The sequence below is a fragment of the Vibrio coralliilyticus ATCC BAA-450 genome (genome assembly GCF_000176135.1).
Classification (GTDB): domain Bacteria; phylum Pseudomonadota; class Gammaproteobacteria; order Enterobacterales; family Vibrionaceae; genus Vibrio; species Vibrio coralliilyticus.
In genome coordinates this window covers 109,755-126,056 of sequence record NZ_ACZN01000014.1, presented here as the reverse complement: position 1 = coordinate 126,056, position 16,302 = coordinate 109,755, and the positions used below count along the sequence as shown (strand labels likewise).

The 16,302-nt window shown below is 53.9% G+C and carries 20 protein-coding genes; 4 read left to right on the top strand and 16 right to left on the bottom strand.

The genetic code is table 11. The features are described from left to right. Window positions 1-103: 103 nt before the first annotated feature. The 3 genes from VIC_RS06135 to VIC_RS06125 all read right to left on the bottom strand — a co-directional run bounded on the left by VIC_RS06135 (window position 104) and on the right by VIC_RS06125 (window position 2,877). Complete coding sequence (locus VIC_RS06135) at window positions 104-676, bottom strand: DUF6058 family natural product biosynthesis protein (RefSeq protein ID WP_236612165.1); 573 nt, start codon at window positions 674-676, stop codon at window positions 104-106. Between the two features lie 537 nt (window positions 677-1,213). Then, entirely contained in the window at window positions 1,214-2,098 is an 885-nt protein-coding gene (locus VIC_RS06130) for an exonuclease/endonuclease/phosphatase family protein (RefSeq protein WP_006958513.1), read from the bottom strand. Window positions 2,099-2,157: 59 nt separating this feature from the next. Then, entirely contained in the window at window positions 2,158-2,877 is a 720-nt protein-coding gene (locus VIC_RS06125) for a ribonuclease T2 family protein (RefSeq protein WP_236612164.1), read from the bottom strand. A 159-nt stretch (window positions 2,878-3,036) separates the two neighbouring features. Here VIC_RS06125 and VIC_RS26965 point away from each other — a divergent pair, with 159 nt between their 5' ends. Then, complete coding sequence (locus VIC_RS26965; protein ID WP_236612168.1) at window positions 3,037-3,264, top strand: hypothetical protein; 228 nt, start codon at window positions 3,037-3,039, stop codon at window positions 3,262-3,264. 101 nt (window positions 3,265-3,365) lie between these two features. Here the strand turns inward: VIC_RS26965 and VIC_RS06120 are convergent, their stop codons facing one another. The 4 genes from VIC_RS06120 to VIC_RS06105 all read right to left on the bottom strand — a co-directional run bounded on the left by VIC_RS06120 (window position 3,366) and on the right by VIC_RS06105 (window position 5,246). Beyond that, window positions 3,366-3,839: a hypothetical protein gene (locus tag VIC_RS06120; protein WP_039951365.1), complete on the bottom strand. Its 474-nt coding sequence runs from the start codon at window positions 3,837-3,839 to the stop codon at window positions 3,366-3,368. Window positions 3,840-3,959: 120 nt separating this feature from the next. Then, window positions 3,960-4,394: a hypothetical protein gene (locus tag VIC_RS06115; protein WP_006958511.1), complete on the bottom strand. Its 435-nt coding sequence runs from the start codon at window positions 4,392-4,394 to the stop codon at window positions 3,960-3,962. 191 nt (window positions 4,395-4,585) lie between these two features. Continuing rightward, complete coding sequence (locus tag VIC_RS06110; protein ID WP_039951364.1) at window positions 4,586-4,909, bottom strand: antibiotic biosynthesis monooxygenase family protein; 324 nt, start codon at window positions 4,907-4,909, stop codon at window positions 4,586-4,588. Further along, window positions 4,890-5,246, bottom strand: a complete 357-nt coding sequence (locus VIC_RS06105) for an NIPSNAP family protein (RefSeq protein ID WP_019278055.1) — start codon at window positions 5,244-5,246, stop codon at window positions 4,890-4,892. Before VIC_RS06105 ends, VIC_RS06110 begins: the two co-directional genes overlap by 20 nt. Window positions 5,247-5,305: 59 nt before the next feature. Here VIC_RS06105 and VIC_RS06100 point away from each other — a divergent pair, with 59 nt between their 5' ends. Together VIC_RS06100 and VIC_RS06095 are read left to right on the top strand one after the other, a co-directional pair. Continuing rightward, window positions 5,306-6,016: an ArsR/SmtB family transcription factor gene (locus VIC_RS06100; protein WP_006958509.1), complete on the top strand. Its 711-nt coding sequence runs from the start codon at window positions 5,306-5,308 to the stop codon at window positions 6,014-6,016. Window positions 6,017-6,149: 133 nt separating this feature from the next. Further along, entirely contained in the window at window positions 6,150-6,869 is a 720-nt protein-coding gene (locus tag VIC_RS06095; RefSeq protein WP_021455631.1) for an SIMPL domain-containing protein, read from the top strand. A gap of 289 nt (window positions 6,870-7,158) precedes the next feature. Here the strand turns inward: VIC_RS06095 and VIC_RS06090 are convergent, their stop codons facing one another. The 5 genes from VIC_RS06090 to VIC_RS06065 form a co-directional block, all read right to left on the bottom strand. After that, entirely contained in the window at window positions 7,159-7,761 is a 603-nt protein-coding gene (locus VIC_RS06090) for a hypothetical protein (RefSeq protein ID WP_006958505.1), read from the bottom strand. Window positions 7,762-7,876: 115 nt separating this feature from the next. After that, complete coding sequence (locus VIC_RS06085; RefSeq protein WP_236612154.1) at window positions 7,877-8,530, bottom strand: J domain-containing protein; 654 nt, start codon at window positions 8,528-8,530, stop codon at window positions 7,877-7,879. Between the two features lie 150 nt (window positions 8,531-8,680). Then, window positions 8,681-9,076, bottom strand: coding sequence for a hypothetical protein (locus VIC_RS26675; RefSeq protein ID WP_157622091.1), 396 nt, complete (start codon window positions 9,074-9,076; stop codon window positions 8,681-8,683). Window positions 9,077-9,621: 545 nt separating this feature from the next. Beyond that, a complete protein-coding gene (locus VIC_RS06070) occupies window positions 9,622-9,918 on the bottom strand; it encodes an antibiotic biosynthesis monooxygenase family protein (RefSeq protein ID WP_039951361.1) in 297 nt (98 codons plus the stop codon). Between the two features lie 34 nt (window positions 9,919-9,952). After that, entirely contained in the window at window positions 9,953-10,729 is a 777-nt protein-coding gene (locus VIC_RS06065; protein WP_006958499.1) for an alpha/beta fold hydrolase, read from the bottom strand. 410 nt (window positions 10,730-11,139) lie between these two features. Here VIC_RS06065 and VIC_RS06060 point away from each other — a divergent pair, with 410 nt between their 5' ends. After that, entirely contained in the window at window positions 11,140-11,727 is a 588-nt protein-coding gene (locus tag VIC_RS06060; RefSeq protein WP_006958497.1) for an outer membrane beta-barrel protein, read from the top strand. Window positions 11,728-11,836: 109 nt separating this feature from the next. On the opposite strand, the gene VIC_RS06055 is transcribed toward VIC_RS06060, so the two are convergent. The 4 genes from VIC_RS06055 to VIC_RS06040 all read right to left on the bottom strand — a co-directional run bounded on the left by VIC_RS06055 (window position 11,837) and on the right by VIC_RS06040 (window position 16,216). Then, a complete protein-coding gene (locus VIC_RS06055; RefSeq protein ID WP_006958495.1) occupies window positions 11,837-12,514 on the bottom strand; it encodes a hypothetical protein in 678 nt (225 codons plus the stop codon). Window positions 12,515-12,639: 125 nt separating this feature from the next. Next, a complete protein-coding gene (locus tag VIC_RS06050) occupies window positions 12,640-13,788 on the bottom strand; it encodes a PKD domain-containing protein (RefSeq protein WP_006958494.1) in 1,149 nt (382 codons plus the stop codon). A gap of 75 nt (window positions 13,789-13,863) precedes the next feature. Beyond that, window positions 13,864-15,501 (bottom strand): ATP-binding protein, encoded by a 1,638-nt coding sequence (locus VIC_RS06045; RefSeq protein ID WP_006958493.1) that lies wholly within the window; start codon window positions 15,499-15,501, stop codon window positions 13,864-13,866. 1 nt (window position 15,502) lies between these two features. After that, complete coding sequence (locus VIC_RS06040; RefSeq protein WP_006958492.1) at window positions 15,503-16,216, bottom strand: winged helix-turn-helix domain-containing protein; 714 nt, start codon at window positions 16,214-16,216, stop codon at window positions 15,503-15,505. Window positions 16,217-16,302 lie beyond the last annotated feature (86 nt).

Below are 16,302 nucleotides of genomic sequence, written 5' to 3'. Positions count from 1 at the left end.
CGTTTCGTTGGTGCCTTGAAGCCTTAGCAAGACGTTAAGCCCGTTATGCCCTTATTTGCGATTCAGAAAACCGATCTCGTCATCTTGCGAGCCTCCTTGCCCTTTAGTCAGGCGGTAAACTGTCCAGCACGTCATCGATCAGGCGTTTTCGACTGGACTGCGCATAGTCGACGGGAGAAAAAGGCATGGCCACCCTATCGTACACCTCGGCCCATTGACGCCACTCACCACATTCTTGCTCGGTGTAGCGGCTTTTCTGACCATGGTTTGTGATGCGTGTTAGCGCCGCCACGGCGACTTGTTTTTCGATAATAGCGGCCACACTCGACGGTTGGCGCACGCATACGCCATACGTACCTTGTCGGTGGTGATGCCAAGTGGTGGTTGCCATCGCTTGCAAGGCGCCGGGCTCACTCATCGCCTCGGCAAAGGCCCACCGAAACGTCTCGCTTGCTTGTGCCGCCTTTACGAACGTCGCCACAAACTGACCACACAGCTGGTCGGTCAGAGGCGGCACGGTCTTGTGATCAGGGAACTGCGCCCGATGGTGGCGGTACCAGTCAAGGACGCTGGGCGAAAAGTACTCATCGTTGTGGCAATCGCGCGCTTCATGCTGGCCAAACACCTGTGTGTACACAGCGCCTTGGTTCACTTTGTATGACCACGACGGGATCATACCAGACGCGATAAGTTGGCTCAGCGTGTCAGAGCGGACACTGAGCCGCTTCGCCAGTTCACTGCGGCGAAGAAAGTGGGTATTTAAGTAGTCTTGCAGGGAGAGAGATTTCAAGGGCGTCATCCTGGTTGTCATCGCTGAGTCATCGTTGAGTCAGTGTACCTATCAAATAAGACGATACTTCGATGCCCATCGAACCATTGGTACACCAATGCCGAGAGTTTCAGGCCAAGTCACGGGCTTGCCGACCGTCTTCGTCTGCAATCCACTCAATATCGAAGGAATTCGACGCCTTGGGAAACGCGATCTTAGGGAAAAAAAGAGCTGGCTTAGGGAGAGCCAGCTAAATCCATACGTGACAGACGTCACTTGCTTTTTGTCATCGGACACTTTAAGCGTAGACCACTTAAATATGCATAATGTTTAATATTATTCTGGTTCTGAATCCGATGCTGACTTTGTGCCGGCTCTCCTCCACACGCGCAACCTGACCAGCGTTCTCAACACGGAACTGTGATCGTCTTCAAGCGCCGAGCCTCAGCATAGTGTGAGCGCCACAGGGTAATGATCACTGACGGCCTTGGTCTGCGCCTCATCCAAGTCAAGATCGTCATCAAATGCCACCACCCGAGCGTGCTCAATGCGAGGAACCAAGCTGTTGGTCACCACCAGCCGATCATAGGCACAATGCGTTTTACCTGTGGTGGTATCCACGTCATCACCAATGAGCATAGTGAACCCATCTCCAAACAACGGAGAAGTCTCGCGCTCATGTTGGTTCATGTAGCCACAGTCGGCATTCAAATCCCCCAATACCAAGACGTCTTGGATCGCGGAGGCTTGGATCGCAGTCGTGACCACGTCACTCAGCGCATCCACTTCTTCATGCGCCTCATCGGGGTCGGTGTGCACGTTGACCACAATTAAGTTTGGTGAGACACAGGCTGGGCACTGAAAATGCGCCACCAAGGGTTCGCGGTGAAACACATCGTCGGGATCATCCGACGTATAGAAACGCAGCGGCGTGAGCACATCAACGCGGTACACATACGCGTATTGCTCTTTGCTGGCACTGCGCCCAAGCCGCTCACCGACAATCATGGTGTAGGTGTGTTGGCTCGCGTTGTTCAGCGCCTCCAGCAGTTGCTGAATCGCGGTTTGGCTTTTGTCACGGATTTCCTGAATGGCTATCAGGTCATAATGTTGAAGGGTCGCCACAATGTGGGCCATCACTTGAGGCTTGCTCGCTTTGCTGCGTCCAAATACTTGGATGTTCCAAGAGATCACGTGAAGGCCATCGGGCGCGAGATCCGCTTCGCCTGATGGTGTGACGCTCTTAGCGGCAGACAACGCAGACCAAGGCTCAGAACTCAAAACAGAGATCAGCCCCACAGTGATCAGTACTCCGACTATCAATCGCATACGCTTTCTCCTTTTTAGCGTTGCAGTGCCTGACATGACCGTCTTCAAAGCACGTCAGATCAACGCCCAATAGGGTCGATGTACACCTTTTTACCGCACTTCCCTTGCTCAAATTGCCCCTGTGTGACCATCTGGAGCAACGCCGCCAGATCGGTCTCCCTTTCCACCTCCAGCGGCAGGGCAATCTGAAGTTCTGTTAAATAGGAGCGTTGGGCGTGAGGTCGACACTGGAGCCTTATCTGCTGATCAGTGTCTTGGCCAAACGCCGCCTGCCACGCTGCTCTGAGATCCACGACGGCCACCTCTTGGCCGATGTGGGTTCGAACAAAGTGAGCAAACGACGATGTGTTAATCTGATCGAGCAGGCGCATGGACTGGTGGTAATAACCGTCCGGCGACCAAACCGTCTGACAGGTACCATGGTTGTGCCATTCATGTCGTTGCAGGCAGGAACCGTACTTTGCGCTTGGCATCGCTTGACCTAGTTGGCGACGAACGTCTTCCGATAACTCAATGGGCGGGTAATCACAAAAGGTCGGCGCATTTGGGTTCTTTGCGGGCTTACCTTTGACTCCGCCACAATAGCCATACCAGGGGCGCTGACCCTGTCCATCGCATTTAGGGTGGTTGGGCCATAGACCATGGATAACAAAATGACGGGCAAAACCAACGCTGTCATCGCGCACTTCGCATTCCGGTTTCTGCTTGGGATCGTACTGGGGCACCGTCTGACAAAACCCCGGCTGCCAAGACACCGCAAACACGTAGGACGTCGCCATCCCGGGCGTGCGGCAAAAGGCGTTAAGAGCGTCACGCTCCTCCGTTCCTCGCACTTGATAGTTCGCTTCTCCACAGGTGGCGGCTACCCAACGTAACGCCGGCTCTGCGCCGGGGACTGTGATCCGAACCCAAGAGAGCGACGGGGATCCAATGATCTCATGGATTGCATACTGACGCTGGGGTTGGGTCAGCCATTGACCAGGATTGGTCTGCTTATTCTTACTCTGGTAAGCCGGGCAAGCTTGGCTGGCGACAAAGGTGCCGTCTGCCGCTTGGGGTGCTCCCTTCGCTATCGGCGCGCCCAGCGTACTGATCAGCAAGACCGTCAGCAGCCAGTGCCATTGGACGCCCCTCAAGTTGAAACGACTCATGCGCTTTCCCTTTGACGTTGAGCATTGATGATAGGTTGACCGCTTAATCGTAGTGCAGGCTCGGGCATAGACCCGACTCCTTTTTCAAACTGTGATCCAGATGGATGACCGTCGCGTCACGGCACGGACAATGGCGGCTCGGCCTTACCCAAACTTTCAAACAAAATGGCGATACGGTAAGTATTGGCGACTTCTAGGGTCTGGATTCGTACATTGACGGCTGATGTCCCCCCTAGCGTGGCACTCGAAAGGGATTGTTGACTCAACGTGACACTTCGAGATTGCGCCGCATTTTGGAATTGAATGAGGTAGCGGACATGATTTTGAATAAACACCACAATGTACCCCTCAACGATACCGTTGCCGCTAACGAAATGGGCTTGGTAAGACCCCCCATTATTCAGCAGTGCATAAGGTAAGGTTACGGGATCCGTTTGCTGGCCACTCAGGAGCGTAACCGTGGCGACGGTCGTACTGCCACTGACTTGAAGGTTATCCAGGTGGACAGTGATCGCCGTTGAGTCGGCGACCCTAGATTTAAGATCGGCCCCGTCGCTTGCCTGGGCTACCGCCCACAAACAGGCCAACAACAGCCACGACTCCATCCGCCAGGAAAACGTACGATGGACCCGTACAATTTGGCGGGTCAGAGAACAGAAATCGCCATGGCCCTTTTTGATAGGGCCATGGCTGACGACGGATGTCACGGCCTAAGCGCGACTTACCGTAACAACAATGTTGTATTCCAAATTATTCGATTGAGTTTGGAAATTCCAGCGGAAGCCACCGAAGGTCACGTTCGATTGACCGTTGTCTTCTAGGTGAAGGGTGGGACCGCCATTACCGATTTGAAACTGACAGCGGCGTGCACTCATGGTGTTGGTGAACTTAACCGAGCTGTCTTCAATGTTCTGAACGACGTACGTCGCATAGCCGATGATGCCCTGACGAGGTGATGTGGCATCCCCCTCAACGGAAGCACTGCCGCCATTGTTTTCTACCGAGACTGGCAAGTTCGATGTAATGATTTCACCTTGCGTAGCAAATGCATTAGTGATCGTCATTGTAGCCGGGTTGTCTTGGGTACTATTGTTGACCATAGTGACGGTGGCAGTTCTTAGATTCGCTTGAGATGGGTTACTCATTTTCTTCTCCTTGATTGATACACTGTCTATGTGTTGATGTCCAAAATGGCAGAGCGCACGCGACTCAACCACATTGAGTTTGCTGCGCATTGAACTCGCTCTGCCCCTTAATCTTATGGACCCAAGGCATAAATTCAGTATCAACTTGGTATCATTTCCACGGCCTCGATACCTAGAGTGTGCCTACTTCGTCACATGGGCACCTCTTGCCTGGCTTGCATGCCGTAGTCTCGAACGACGTGCGCAACCTGTATGCGATAGTCAGCAAACAGAGAGGCTTGGCCAAGTCGCTGGGCATGTTGGTGGGCGAAGTGCGTGCGCCAGGCCGCCACCGCCTGCTCGTCTCGCCAGAATGACAGAGAGAGAAAAGTCTCGGGCCGACTGAGGCTTTGAAACCGCTCTACTGACACAAACCCCTCCATGTGGTGCAGTGCCTCTTTAAGCTGGTTGGCTAAATCAAAATAGTGCGGCGCCGCCCCACTTTTTGGCGTCACCTCAAATATTACGGCAATCATGCACATCCCCCTCTGCTCGGCGCATATAGGTAGCCGGAAGCACACGCAGAAATGTCCGCTTTTCTTGCTTGATGAACTGTTCGGCATGGGCAAACTGAAAATTATCCCGGCCAGCTTCGGATCGAACGAGCCGCTCGCGATAGCGTTCATACGCGGCCAGATTGGGAAAACTGATGAGGCCATAAGCTCTATCGTTCGTGCCTTCATGCGGGAGGAAGTAGCCGAGTAAATCGCCACCGCATTGGGGAATGATGTCACCCCATTGTTCGGCATAATGGGCAAACGCCTCCCGTTGAAACGGGTCGATGCGATACTCAATAAAACAGGTAATGGTCATGGTGGTTGTCTCCTTATGGTTTTTGAGGCAGTCTACTGCCCTCACTCATTGATGCTTCGATGCACATCGAATTGACGACCATGGAACCGAACATTGCCCTGGTGGCTGGCCTCATCGGCGATCAAGCGCGCGCTAGGATGCTGACCGCGCTGATGGGTGGCCAAGCGCTAACCGCTACTGAACTGGCGCTAGAAGCCGACATCACAGCTCAAACCGCCAGTAGCCATCTGAGCAAGTTAGTCTCGGGTGAGCTGCTCGTCGTGCGCAAACAAGGCCGGCACCGATATTTTCAGATAAAAGACGCACAGGTGGCCGAACTGTTAGAGCAGTTGCTGACCGTCACCGCTGCAATACCTCGCTTACGGGGGACGACGGACCCACGCCTGAGGCGCTCGCGCGTGTGTTACGACCATTTGGCGGGGGAACTGGGGGTGCACCTATTCGATGCCTTGATCGCGAACGGATGGCTGACAGAGGACCGCAATCACCACCACCTAACGGATGAAGGGCGCCGTCAGTTCGAACGTTTGGGGGCTGAGGTTGGCACCCTCACCTCAGCCCGACGTCCGCTTTGCAAGGCCTGCTTAGATTGGAGTGAGCGCCGCAGCCACCTTGCGGGCAGCTTGGGGCAATGGATATTGGACGATCTCCTCACACGCGAGTGGGCCATCCGTGATTTGGACTCGCGAGCCATCGCGTTTACCCCCACAGGCTTGAGCGCTTTCTCCCGAGCCTATCAACTTGATGCGACTGCCAAGAAAAGCGGTTAAACATCGTTTGCTTGGCAGCCCTGATTGCAACCCATCATTGGGGTCAATCTTAACGTTTCTATGCCACAGCATTGACATGCCCTGGTTATGATCGCCATCCTATCGATTGACAGCGACGCGACGAGGAGGAGAAATGGAGCGAATGTCCACGAAATCATCAATATGGTTAGGCCTGTGTCTGATTATCGGTTTGGGGGTGCTGGGATTCTTCATCCAGCAAACCGCCATCCAGTATAAAGCGTACGAGCGTGTCGTCACCGTCAAGGGACTCTCAGAACGCGAATACCCCGCAGACACCGTCATTTGGCCGATTCAGTTTACGGTCGCAGGGAATGATATGGCTGTCTTGTTTGACGAGATTGATAAACAGACGGCCCTGGTCCAGCACTTTCTGAGTCGCAAAGGCTTAGCCCCATCCAGCGTCTCTCTCTCATCGCCTGCGGTCACTGATCGCAAAGCCCAGCAATACGGTGGGGAACCGAACATCGAGTACCGGTACTTAGCCACTCGAACCCTCACCGTGTACAGTCAGAATATTGAAGTGGTGAGAGCGGCCATCAACGAAATCGGCGAGTTGGGCAAGCAAGGCGTGCTGCTCAATCAAGATCCCTACACTAACCGGGTTGACTACAGCTTTACTCAATTAAATGACATCAAGCCCGACATGATTGAAGAAGCCACCAAAAATGCGCGTGAAGTGGCAGAGAAATTTGCCAAGGATTCAGACAGCTCGCTGGGGAAAATCAAACGCGCCACCCAAGGGCAATTTTCGATTTATGATCGCGACAGCAACACGCCCTACATAAAGAAAGTACGGGTCGTATCGACCGTGCAGTACTATCTGTCTGATTGAGCCCTCACAGACCCGGCAAAGCCTTTTGACGCAGGCTTTGCCTAGGCTTGCACTGCCCCTTATGAATGCTGCACCAGAACGAGCAGCACAAACCACACCAAAGGCAGACATTGCGCGATCCATTCCACCCGCTTGGCGGCTCTTGTTGCGACCGTCATACTTTCATCCTGTTACCGTTAGAAAGACGGTCACAGTCTAGACGCTTTCGCGAAATTTATATGATAAACAGTGCATATAAACGCACGCAATAATTGTCACTTCTAACAGCGGGGAGGCGGGCGCAAGCGTCTCACCAATTCTCGTCCTTGACAGCGATGGCGACGCCGTTCTCCATTTTCATCCGATGCCTGATTGGTTTGGAGTTCGTCCCCGCGGCGGTTTTTCCTTGCATTGAGCAGCTATAATCCGCCAGCGCATACGATGGTTGTGCAGCGGTCGTCTCATCGACCATGTCGGCACGGCACTGCCTAACCTGGTTCGAGACCGTATGTGTGAGGGTGTAACGATGGTGGCTCTGTGGCGTAAAAATCAAGGTGGTGGCACAAGCACGATTCTCACCAAGTCGTGCGTCTCGGTATGCCAATGTTAAGGCAATGGCTTGACCTACCGGCACTCGCAAGACCGGAAACACATGGCTTTCGTCGTTTCCCCCTTGTGTAGCCATCACAGGGCTGTTCCCAATCAATTGGCACTCCGGACTGAAAATCAGTACATCACTATCGCGCAGCAGCGTCCGTGTTGAGTCATTGGTCGACGTCACCATCACCTCAGCGTACGCCGCTTCCGGGCTTAATTGGTAGTGATTGGCGCAGCCGGCCAATGAGAGCAACACCCCGCTAAGCACAATGCGAGAGCGTACTGAGCCATTCTTGATACGTTGTTGGTCGTCCATGAAAATACATCCACTTATCGTTAAAGCGGCGCATAATACCACCCTCCCGTTTCATTGACGAGGCCTATACCAAACACCGTGGTCTGCCCTTCGCAAAGCCACGAGGCGCTTGCTTTTAAGCCACTTGCGCTTTCAGTTTTTCGTAGGAATCGTTTAACCGTTGCATCATGGTCTTACTGCCTCCTTTATCCGGGTGATGGATCGCTGCGAGATTTTTGTAGCGCTTCCTTAATTCCGGCCCAGAAGGCAGGGACTCATAACCCAAAATATCTTTATCTGACAGGGAACACGCCGCTGACATTAAACGGCCTTGCAACACCTGGTTTTGTTTCTTTAATTCGCTGGCACTGCGCTCGGCCTCATCGCGTTGCTGCTTCAGCTCATGAATACGGGCATTGGCTTTGCGGATCGTCTCATTCGCTTTGTCGAGCAGCTCCGCTTCCCGACTTTTCTCTTGGGCCAAATACCCCAGTTTGGTGAGCACCTCTTTCACTCGTCGGTGTTCTGAGCGCGTGTAATACTCGGTGTCAAGGCGACGCAGCATGATCCTGGCCGTCTTTTCAGACAGCGTTTCACGGCCTGCGTAGAGCACGGCCCTTTGCTCACTGTGAGCAGTAACAAACATATCCAACATAGGTTTACAGACATACCAATTGACGATCGACGTTAACAGCGGTCTGTGACTCTCGTCACCGTCACGCTCTGTCCTTTCTGGTTGGGGGTCGAGCGGGCGACCGAATGGTCCCAGCCACGTTGAGGCCCTCCTCAAGCTGAGCTGACGACAGCGATCCCACGCCAGCTGGCCAGAAATCCTAGCAGGATTGAAATTGTTGACTCAGTGATCCTGTTCTCATGCTCGGAAAAACAGGCATAAACACTGACCGTTTAGTGAAAACGTCCGTGAGCGCGTCCTCTGAGCTTATTTCACTGCATGCATTCGTTGTTCTAGTACGCGGACCCGGAAGGGGTAGTCGAGCGTGGCGATCATTCGGTGGACAAACGTGGCAGTTCCGCCCTCACAATAGTGCGCCCCGCCTTCCAATAGGAGGGTGCCGGTTTCATGACCCACCTTGAGGTTGAGCGCGTAGCACTGCTCACCACCGATGAGCGACTCGTGGGCCGTGGAGAAGTACACAACGTCGAGACCGTATTGATTGACCCACTCCCCATTGTCCCCCGACGTGGTTTGCGCGGACGTGACGTTTTTTACGTACAGCACCTCCAATTGCAAATAAGATTGCATTCCCTCACTGTGGGTTTGGGGACCGTCACGTTGGCCTCCAACGAGGTTACGATCGTTCTCTTTCAGCGCCACACACACCACCTCATGAAACAGGGGGTTACGCTCACGCCAGGAGGCCGGCAACGCAAACATCGTGTCGTAGTCTGAGAGAGGACAAGGTGGGGGGGAGACAAACTGGGTCTCTAATGCTTGCCGACATTGGGCCAGGTTGGTTTGAAGCGCTCGCTCGGCTCGGGGCAAGTGACGTGAAGGCTCACTGACCATCCAAGAGCGATACACCTCATCGCCCAACGACAAACACGCTAAGATCGCGTTGGTCTTTCGGCGATAGAGCATCAAATCGCTGATCAACCACAGTCCTTCATTGAGCACCGCATCCGACGACTGCGCTAAGGTGTAAAAATCGCACGTCTCATCTTAAAACGTGCTGAGCTGGTGGGCTGCATCGCTGACTGCCTTCGCCTGATAGGCGGCAAGCGCACTGGCTCGAACAGCGCGGATCTCTTCGGAATCACAGGCAGCGGCACTGAGCGTCGAGGTCAGCATACCAATGAAAAGGACCATCCACCGTCCCCACGGCCAGTCGTGCAACGCGGTGGCCCCTCTTTGATTCGCCCTCATCGGGTACGATCCTCGACTTCGTCCAACGTCTCGACACCGATCCGCTCACCCAACTGGTGCAAGGGCCGCATGGGCGCCGGGTCGCTTTGCCCCCAGAAGACCTCCCAATCTTTCTGAGTCCGCCATTTGGCTATTGTCAGCACCTTATCTGGGGTTTGCGTGGACCGGAACAAGGCACTGCCGAGCGCACCTGGCACCGTTTTATGTATGGTGTCCGTCACCGCTTGCCAAGCGTGTTGAAAATCGGCCATTTTCTCGGCGGCCACGCGCCATTCGTAGATCACTCTGAACATCTAGCACTCTCCTAATCTCGGTTTATTGAGGTCTTCAATCGGCCCGTTGGATCGCCGTCAGTAGAGCGTCCGCCAGCCCTTGGGGATTTTCCCACGCCATCGAATGTCCGGCGTCAGGGACAATGCCGATATCAATGGACGCGGCGTCCAAAATGGCCTTATCGGGATCGGGCAGCGAATGCTCGCCAAACAGATACGTTTTGCTCACAGAAAGCGCATACAAACGCTCGCGCCAGCTGGGCAGTTGCCCGGCGATCAAAGACTGCGCAACACGATGAATGGCCAGTGGTGCACTGGTGGCAAGACCAGCTGCCCAATTGCCATTGCCCTCAGCACGACTGCTCTGTATGAGTCGCGCATGCCCGACTCTGAGATAGTCGGCCTCTGAATACGCGGCAATCTGTTGGCTAAAGAACCCACCTCCCGCATCCAAGTTCGCTTCACTGAGAATGAGCCCCTGTAAGCCTTGGTCTTCGAGGCGAGTCGCGACGTTGGTCGCCACGGCGCCGCCCATGCTGTGGCCAAAGAGAAAAAAGGCGCCTAGCGCTAAGTCCTGAATCAAACGCGCCAGCAAGGCGGCATGAGCATCTATGGTGTAGCTGAACGTGTCGGGTTGATCGCTAAACCCAGAGCCCAGCATATCGATGAGAATGCGACGATGGCGATCCAAACCAGGGGCCGCCGCCACTTGGGGGTAATCAAGCGAAGAGGCGCACCCTAAGCCGTGAATAAAGACAATCGGGGTCCCGTCGCCCGGGAGATCGTGGTAGCGCAGGATCGCACCGCTCTGTGTATCCTGAAATTCTTTCATTGGTTCCTACTTGTATTATTGGTGCCATGTAAAGTCGTGAGTGACAGCGATTTGTCCATACCTATTTGCTTGCCCAGCCCAATTCATGAAGGCAAAGGGCTTTTCATTGGGTGATACGGTCCCCCATTCGCCTAGCTCTTGACGTCGAACCTGACTCTAAGCCTCTGACAAGACTATCAAACTTCCAAACTCGACGTACAGTAATCCTTCACTCCCCTCCTGCCTTTTGATGACAACTTATGAATGATTGTGACGAATTAAGGTAAAAATTCATCCAAATTCTACATGTTTTAACCGATATCGATTGATTACTATCACTGCGTTTCGAAACCCAATGAAAAGGACAACATTGGCTGCCCAAGGACGTGGACTTTTGATAAATGACAATAAACGATAGGCAGTTAATCACAATGTTAAAGAAAACCATACTTGCAGCAGCACTTTTTGCCGCGTGCACCACAGCCAGCGCCAACGGTTATCTGGGTTTGTCGGCAGGCCAAGCTCGCTTCGACAACATCCAGGGTCACCTATCTTCTCCGATCTACTCGACCAGCCAGTCACTTGAGATCTCCGACGACGACAGCCCGGCCATCAAGCTATTTGGTGGTTACGAGTTCAACCAGTACATCGCTATCGAGGGATCGATTGGCGGATATGATGCGCTCGATGGTCAAACGGTATCGGTGGGCGACATGAAGTTCGCGGCAGTGCAAGCCAAAGGCATGTTGCCAATCGGCGAGCAGTTCAACCTGTTTGCAAAAGGCGGCTTTGCGTACTTTGGGGCGGAATTCAAGTCAAACCTTTACACCGTATCGGATGAAACGGTGACAGGCAAATTTGGCCTCGGTGCTGAATACGCCCTGACGCCGAATGTGCGCGTCATGGCCGAATGGGAGTACATGAAGCCGGAATTGGATCTGCTGAAAGCAGGCAGCGCCACAGCAAGCATTGATGCGGAAATCAACGTGTTATCACTGGGTGTGAGCTACCACTTCTAACCCGGAAGATCCTGGAATTCCCGAGATGAAAAGGCGTCAACCATCGTGTTAACGCCTTTTTGCGCTGCGCACTTATCCGCTGGTTTAGCATTTAAAGTATGTGGCACTCTTACAACGTCGTGTCGAGAGTATGGTAACGTTCAGTCCCCATCACCAAGGCATAGAAACCTTCTGACGATTTAATCTTCGCCATCACGGGGGCATGCAACAAGCGCGCGAGCAGTGTCTCCATGGCACAATAATACTCACTATTCCATCGCATACTTCTGGGTTGCTGGCAGTGATGCTGATAGGCCGCCTCCTCGAACCCATCCAATCCATAAAATGGCAACATGTATTGCGCCTCCCAACTCTCAGGGCAATGGCGAAGATGCTGTTTGAGAGCGAGCTGCTCTACACTTTGAGGCTGGCGCAGCGCCTGTCTCGCAGTGTTGACCGCAGACAACACCGCGGCTTTGTCCGACACCCTCAAATGCGTGGCATTCCCGCTGATTGACGGCAGTAGCGGAAACAGAGCACTCAGAGTTTCTAAATCATTCCATGTGTTGAGCCTACGCCCCTGGCTGTCTTCAAAGCTCGCCCAGTCTTCGAGATGCACATGCTCATCGGCCCACCAACGCTGGTACGCCTTCCACGTCCGTTGCCAACCGGCTTCGGTGTGGATAAATAAAGCGCCTTGGTCAATGACCAAGGCATAGAGAGATTCGTGCTGATGCGCGTGGATCAGTGACGTGAACAGAGGATCAATCGTCCGATACAACACGTCCGCATTTAACGCCTGGCTCATGCTCACTCTCCTCCTTCTGCTCAGAGTTGACTCGCGGGTTATCACAAGTGCTTGGTTATTATTATGAAACCAAGCTTATATCATTTCCACCCTTCGAGCTCTCTTAAGCCAGAATTTAAAATGCGTTATTGGTGTTCAGAATTGAGCGGCGCTGCGCCCCATAGCTTGATTTCTGGACTCTCTCCGTGACGCCCCAACGCCCAATCAGGGTAGAGCAAGACCGGAGGCCCTCCAGCCTCTTGCGCGGCCAAAAATCGCGTTAACTTGGTCTCCTTATTACCCTCCCTGTCCATCCGGACAGGCTTGCCTCCAAGCAGCGCATTGGCCCGGAGTGCATAACATTCAGGCTCAGCGGAGCGACGCCACAGACACACTGACGTGTCTTGATAGGCAAAAAGCTTGAAAAGGGTTAACTCCGTTTGCAGATCGCGGGCAGACGCCGTCAGCCCTGTCAGTACCCATTCCTGAGCATTAGGGTATCGCTGCAGTTCATGGCGGATGGCCTGTTCCAGCTCATGTGGCTGCCCATTCGGAACCCTTATGATACGCAGCGTCACAATACCGTTTGTCATCTGACTCTCTACCCTGGTTCCCGAACTTTGCCATGCCACCGTCTCGGGCTGCACGTGCGCCCGAAGATCGAGCAATAGCTGCTCCCATTGCGTCTCTGATTCTATCGCACTGGCTTTGAGCAAATAGGGCTGATAGATCTGCTGCCATTGATCTTGAATGACCTCGTACTGGCCGTAGTGCTCGGTCACGGACGTCCACATAACGTCAAAGTCGTCTGCATAACCTTGTGTACTTGCGGCCCTCAGTTGCGCCGCCACCTCACGCAAAACGACCGTCACACGGTCGGTGTTCGTTCGGCCCAGGCTATCTTTGGCATACAGTTCAAATTCGTAGGTGCCTGCTGCCGTTGGGTTGAGGGCCATCGCCGTCAGCTCGTCTTCATTCAGCAGCACCAACGGCTGAGGTCCCGAAACCTGCCGCCAATGGGTGGTTTTGATGGAGTATAAGTAATCAGGATACGTTTTGGCGGAGCCGCTCAGGATCAGGCGTTCGACGGGCAGCGTATGCGCTTGATCGCTGCCGGCGTTTACGGTGGGCTTCGTGTACTTTTCACCATCGCTGGCATCGTCCACACAGCCCACCAACAGGGGGAATACCATCAGCAGAGACAACCCTGCCAGGAAGTGGGCCAGTTGGCCCCTTGTTGAGGTCACGGAGCTGCGAGCGAGGGTTATCAGTCGGGCCAAGCGTCCTAGTGTCATGTGAGGTCCTTTTGAGTCACTGAATAAACGGTCTCTCAAAACTACCATTCACAATATTGATAAATCGTTGGCGTTTTATGGACTGATTGTGTCTGATTTGGTCACAATCCTCTCACCTTTACTCGGCGGTGGCGTTTGACAGGGCCAGCGTAACTCAAATTTCGCGCCTCCCAGTGAGGAGGTGTGCACCTGGACACTGCCCTCATGCCACAGCATGATTTGTTTCACGATCGCCAGCCCCAATCCGTGTCCTTTGCCGCTCGTGCGCGTGTGATTATCGAGTTGCACAAAGGGCTCAAATACTCGCTCCACTTCATCGGGTGGAATGCCTACCCCATCGTCTTCCACACCGATCACGTACTCGGTCTCGTGTTGCTCAAAGGTCAGACGAACGGATTGGCGTGCGTACCGCCCCGCGTTCGCGAGCATATTTTTCACGGCTCGCATCAACCCAGAGTGGTCGAGAAATAGCGTGTGTTGGTCGAGGGGATGCGGAGATAACCACTCCACAGTCAGGTGTGGGTGCACCAAGCGATACTCTTCGACTTCCTGACGCAAGGCCGGCACCAGGCGCGCGTGTGAAAACTGGCGCCAGTCAGTCATGCGGCTATAGCGCGCCAAGAGCAGGTTTTGGTTGATCAAGTGGTCCAAATCCTCAATGCTGTTTTGGACCGAGCGTTGATATTTGCTCTTTTGTGCTGCCGAGAGTGTCTCATCCTCAAGCATTTCCAGCGCAAAGCGCAAACGGTACAGGGGCGTACGCAAATCGTGGGCAATGGCGTTGGTCAGTTCTCGCTGGCCCGCGATCAGTGTTTCAATGTTATCGGCCATGGCGTTAAAGGAAACGCTCAACTGGGACACTACAGATAAGCGGCTGGCGCTGGCCCGTTGCGAGAGCTGCCCCTGGCCGAAGGCCGTCGCGGTGATCACCAAACGTTTGAGATCGCGCCACAGCGGATAGACCCAAATCACCAAAGCCAGAGAGACCGATAAAAAGAACAACCCTCCAACGGCGCCGGTGAGTTTGACTTGAGTGGTCTGAGACAAGTGGTCTGCCACCTGCAACCAGGTCCCTTGCCCTACTGGGGCTAGGAGTTCCACCAGCCCCTCTTCGTTGAGATAACTCACCGCCTCGCCCGGAGCAAGCGCAATGGCTGTCCGCGCCTGCGACGATAATTGCTCATCGCTTTTCAGCGTGACCACAAAGGGAATCGAGGCCGTGTGCTCGGCCAGATGCGACACCCATAGCGCAGTGGGCTGTGCCCGCAAAGACTCAGCCATTAGATACAAGGTGCCTTTGGCTTGATTCAGCGCCGCCTGTTGCGTGGATTCATTCAGGGCAAAATAGATCAGTTGATCGCTGTCTCCGACACGCTGCAGCAACGCCATGGGATCGCCATAGAGAAATGTCATCTGTCCCTTAACAAGGGATAGGTACTTGGCGTCGTTCTCTTGGTAATCCGCCAGCGCTTGTAGCCGAAGGGGGTAAGCAAAATGCTGGGCGTATTGATGCACCACCGATGGCCATTCTGCTTGCGGATAAGTCAGCAACGTTTGTGTTAGCGTCGATACGTTGTTGGCATAGATTTGCTGATAGAAGTCTTCGGAAAAGGTTTCGTTGAGACGTTGAATAGGGTTCCACTGAGTCGGGAGGAGGAGCAAGATAATGGGCATAAAGACCGCCAACCACAGCACAGAAAACGCACGGATCATATTAGGCTCCTTGAGTCGCAAGGCACAATTGGTACCCTATGCCCCGTACGGTCTTGATCAGAGCCGGGTCGTGGGGATCGTCATGGAGTGTTCGCCGCAGGCGAGAGATACGCCGGTCAATCGAGCGGTCAAGCCCATCATACTCAAAGCCGCGGAGTCGCTGAGCAATGTCATCGCGCGATACTACTTGGCCGGCGTGTTGGGCAAGCAACAGCAGCAGTTCAAATTCGGACGTCGTCAGTTTCAGTGCCTGTTGGTGGAGTGCCACACTGCGATGGTGCAGATTGATCACCAATGACCCTACTCTGAGTTCGTCTGCCGTTTCTCCCGCGACAGTGCGCTCGTGACGACGGAGTAAGGCGCGAATGCGAGACAGGAGTAGCCTCGGCTTCACCTGTTTAACGATGTAATCATCGGCGCCCAACTCAAGACCCATGACCTGATCCAAATCGTCGTCCAGCGCGGTTTGCATTAAGATCATACCCTGAAAATGCGACCGAACGGCGCGGCATACCTCCATCCCATTTTGTCCGGGTAACATGATGTCCAGCACTACCAAGTCTGGGGAGTCGGTGAGAATACGTTCAACCGCTTCTCGGCCGTCGGTCACAATCGTGACGGTAAATTCGTAGTTCTGGAGAAAGTCTCGGATCAATTCGGCGAGTTCCAGGTCGTCTTCAACGAGCAGGACTCGGTAGGGCGTTGGCACCTTCATAATCACCTTTTAGTGAATGTTTTCACATCGAACTATACCTTTAGAAAATACCAACTCGTGTGACCATTTGTGACCAATCCTCAAAC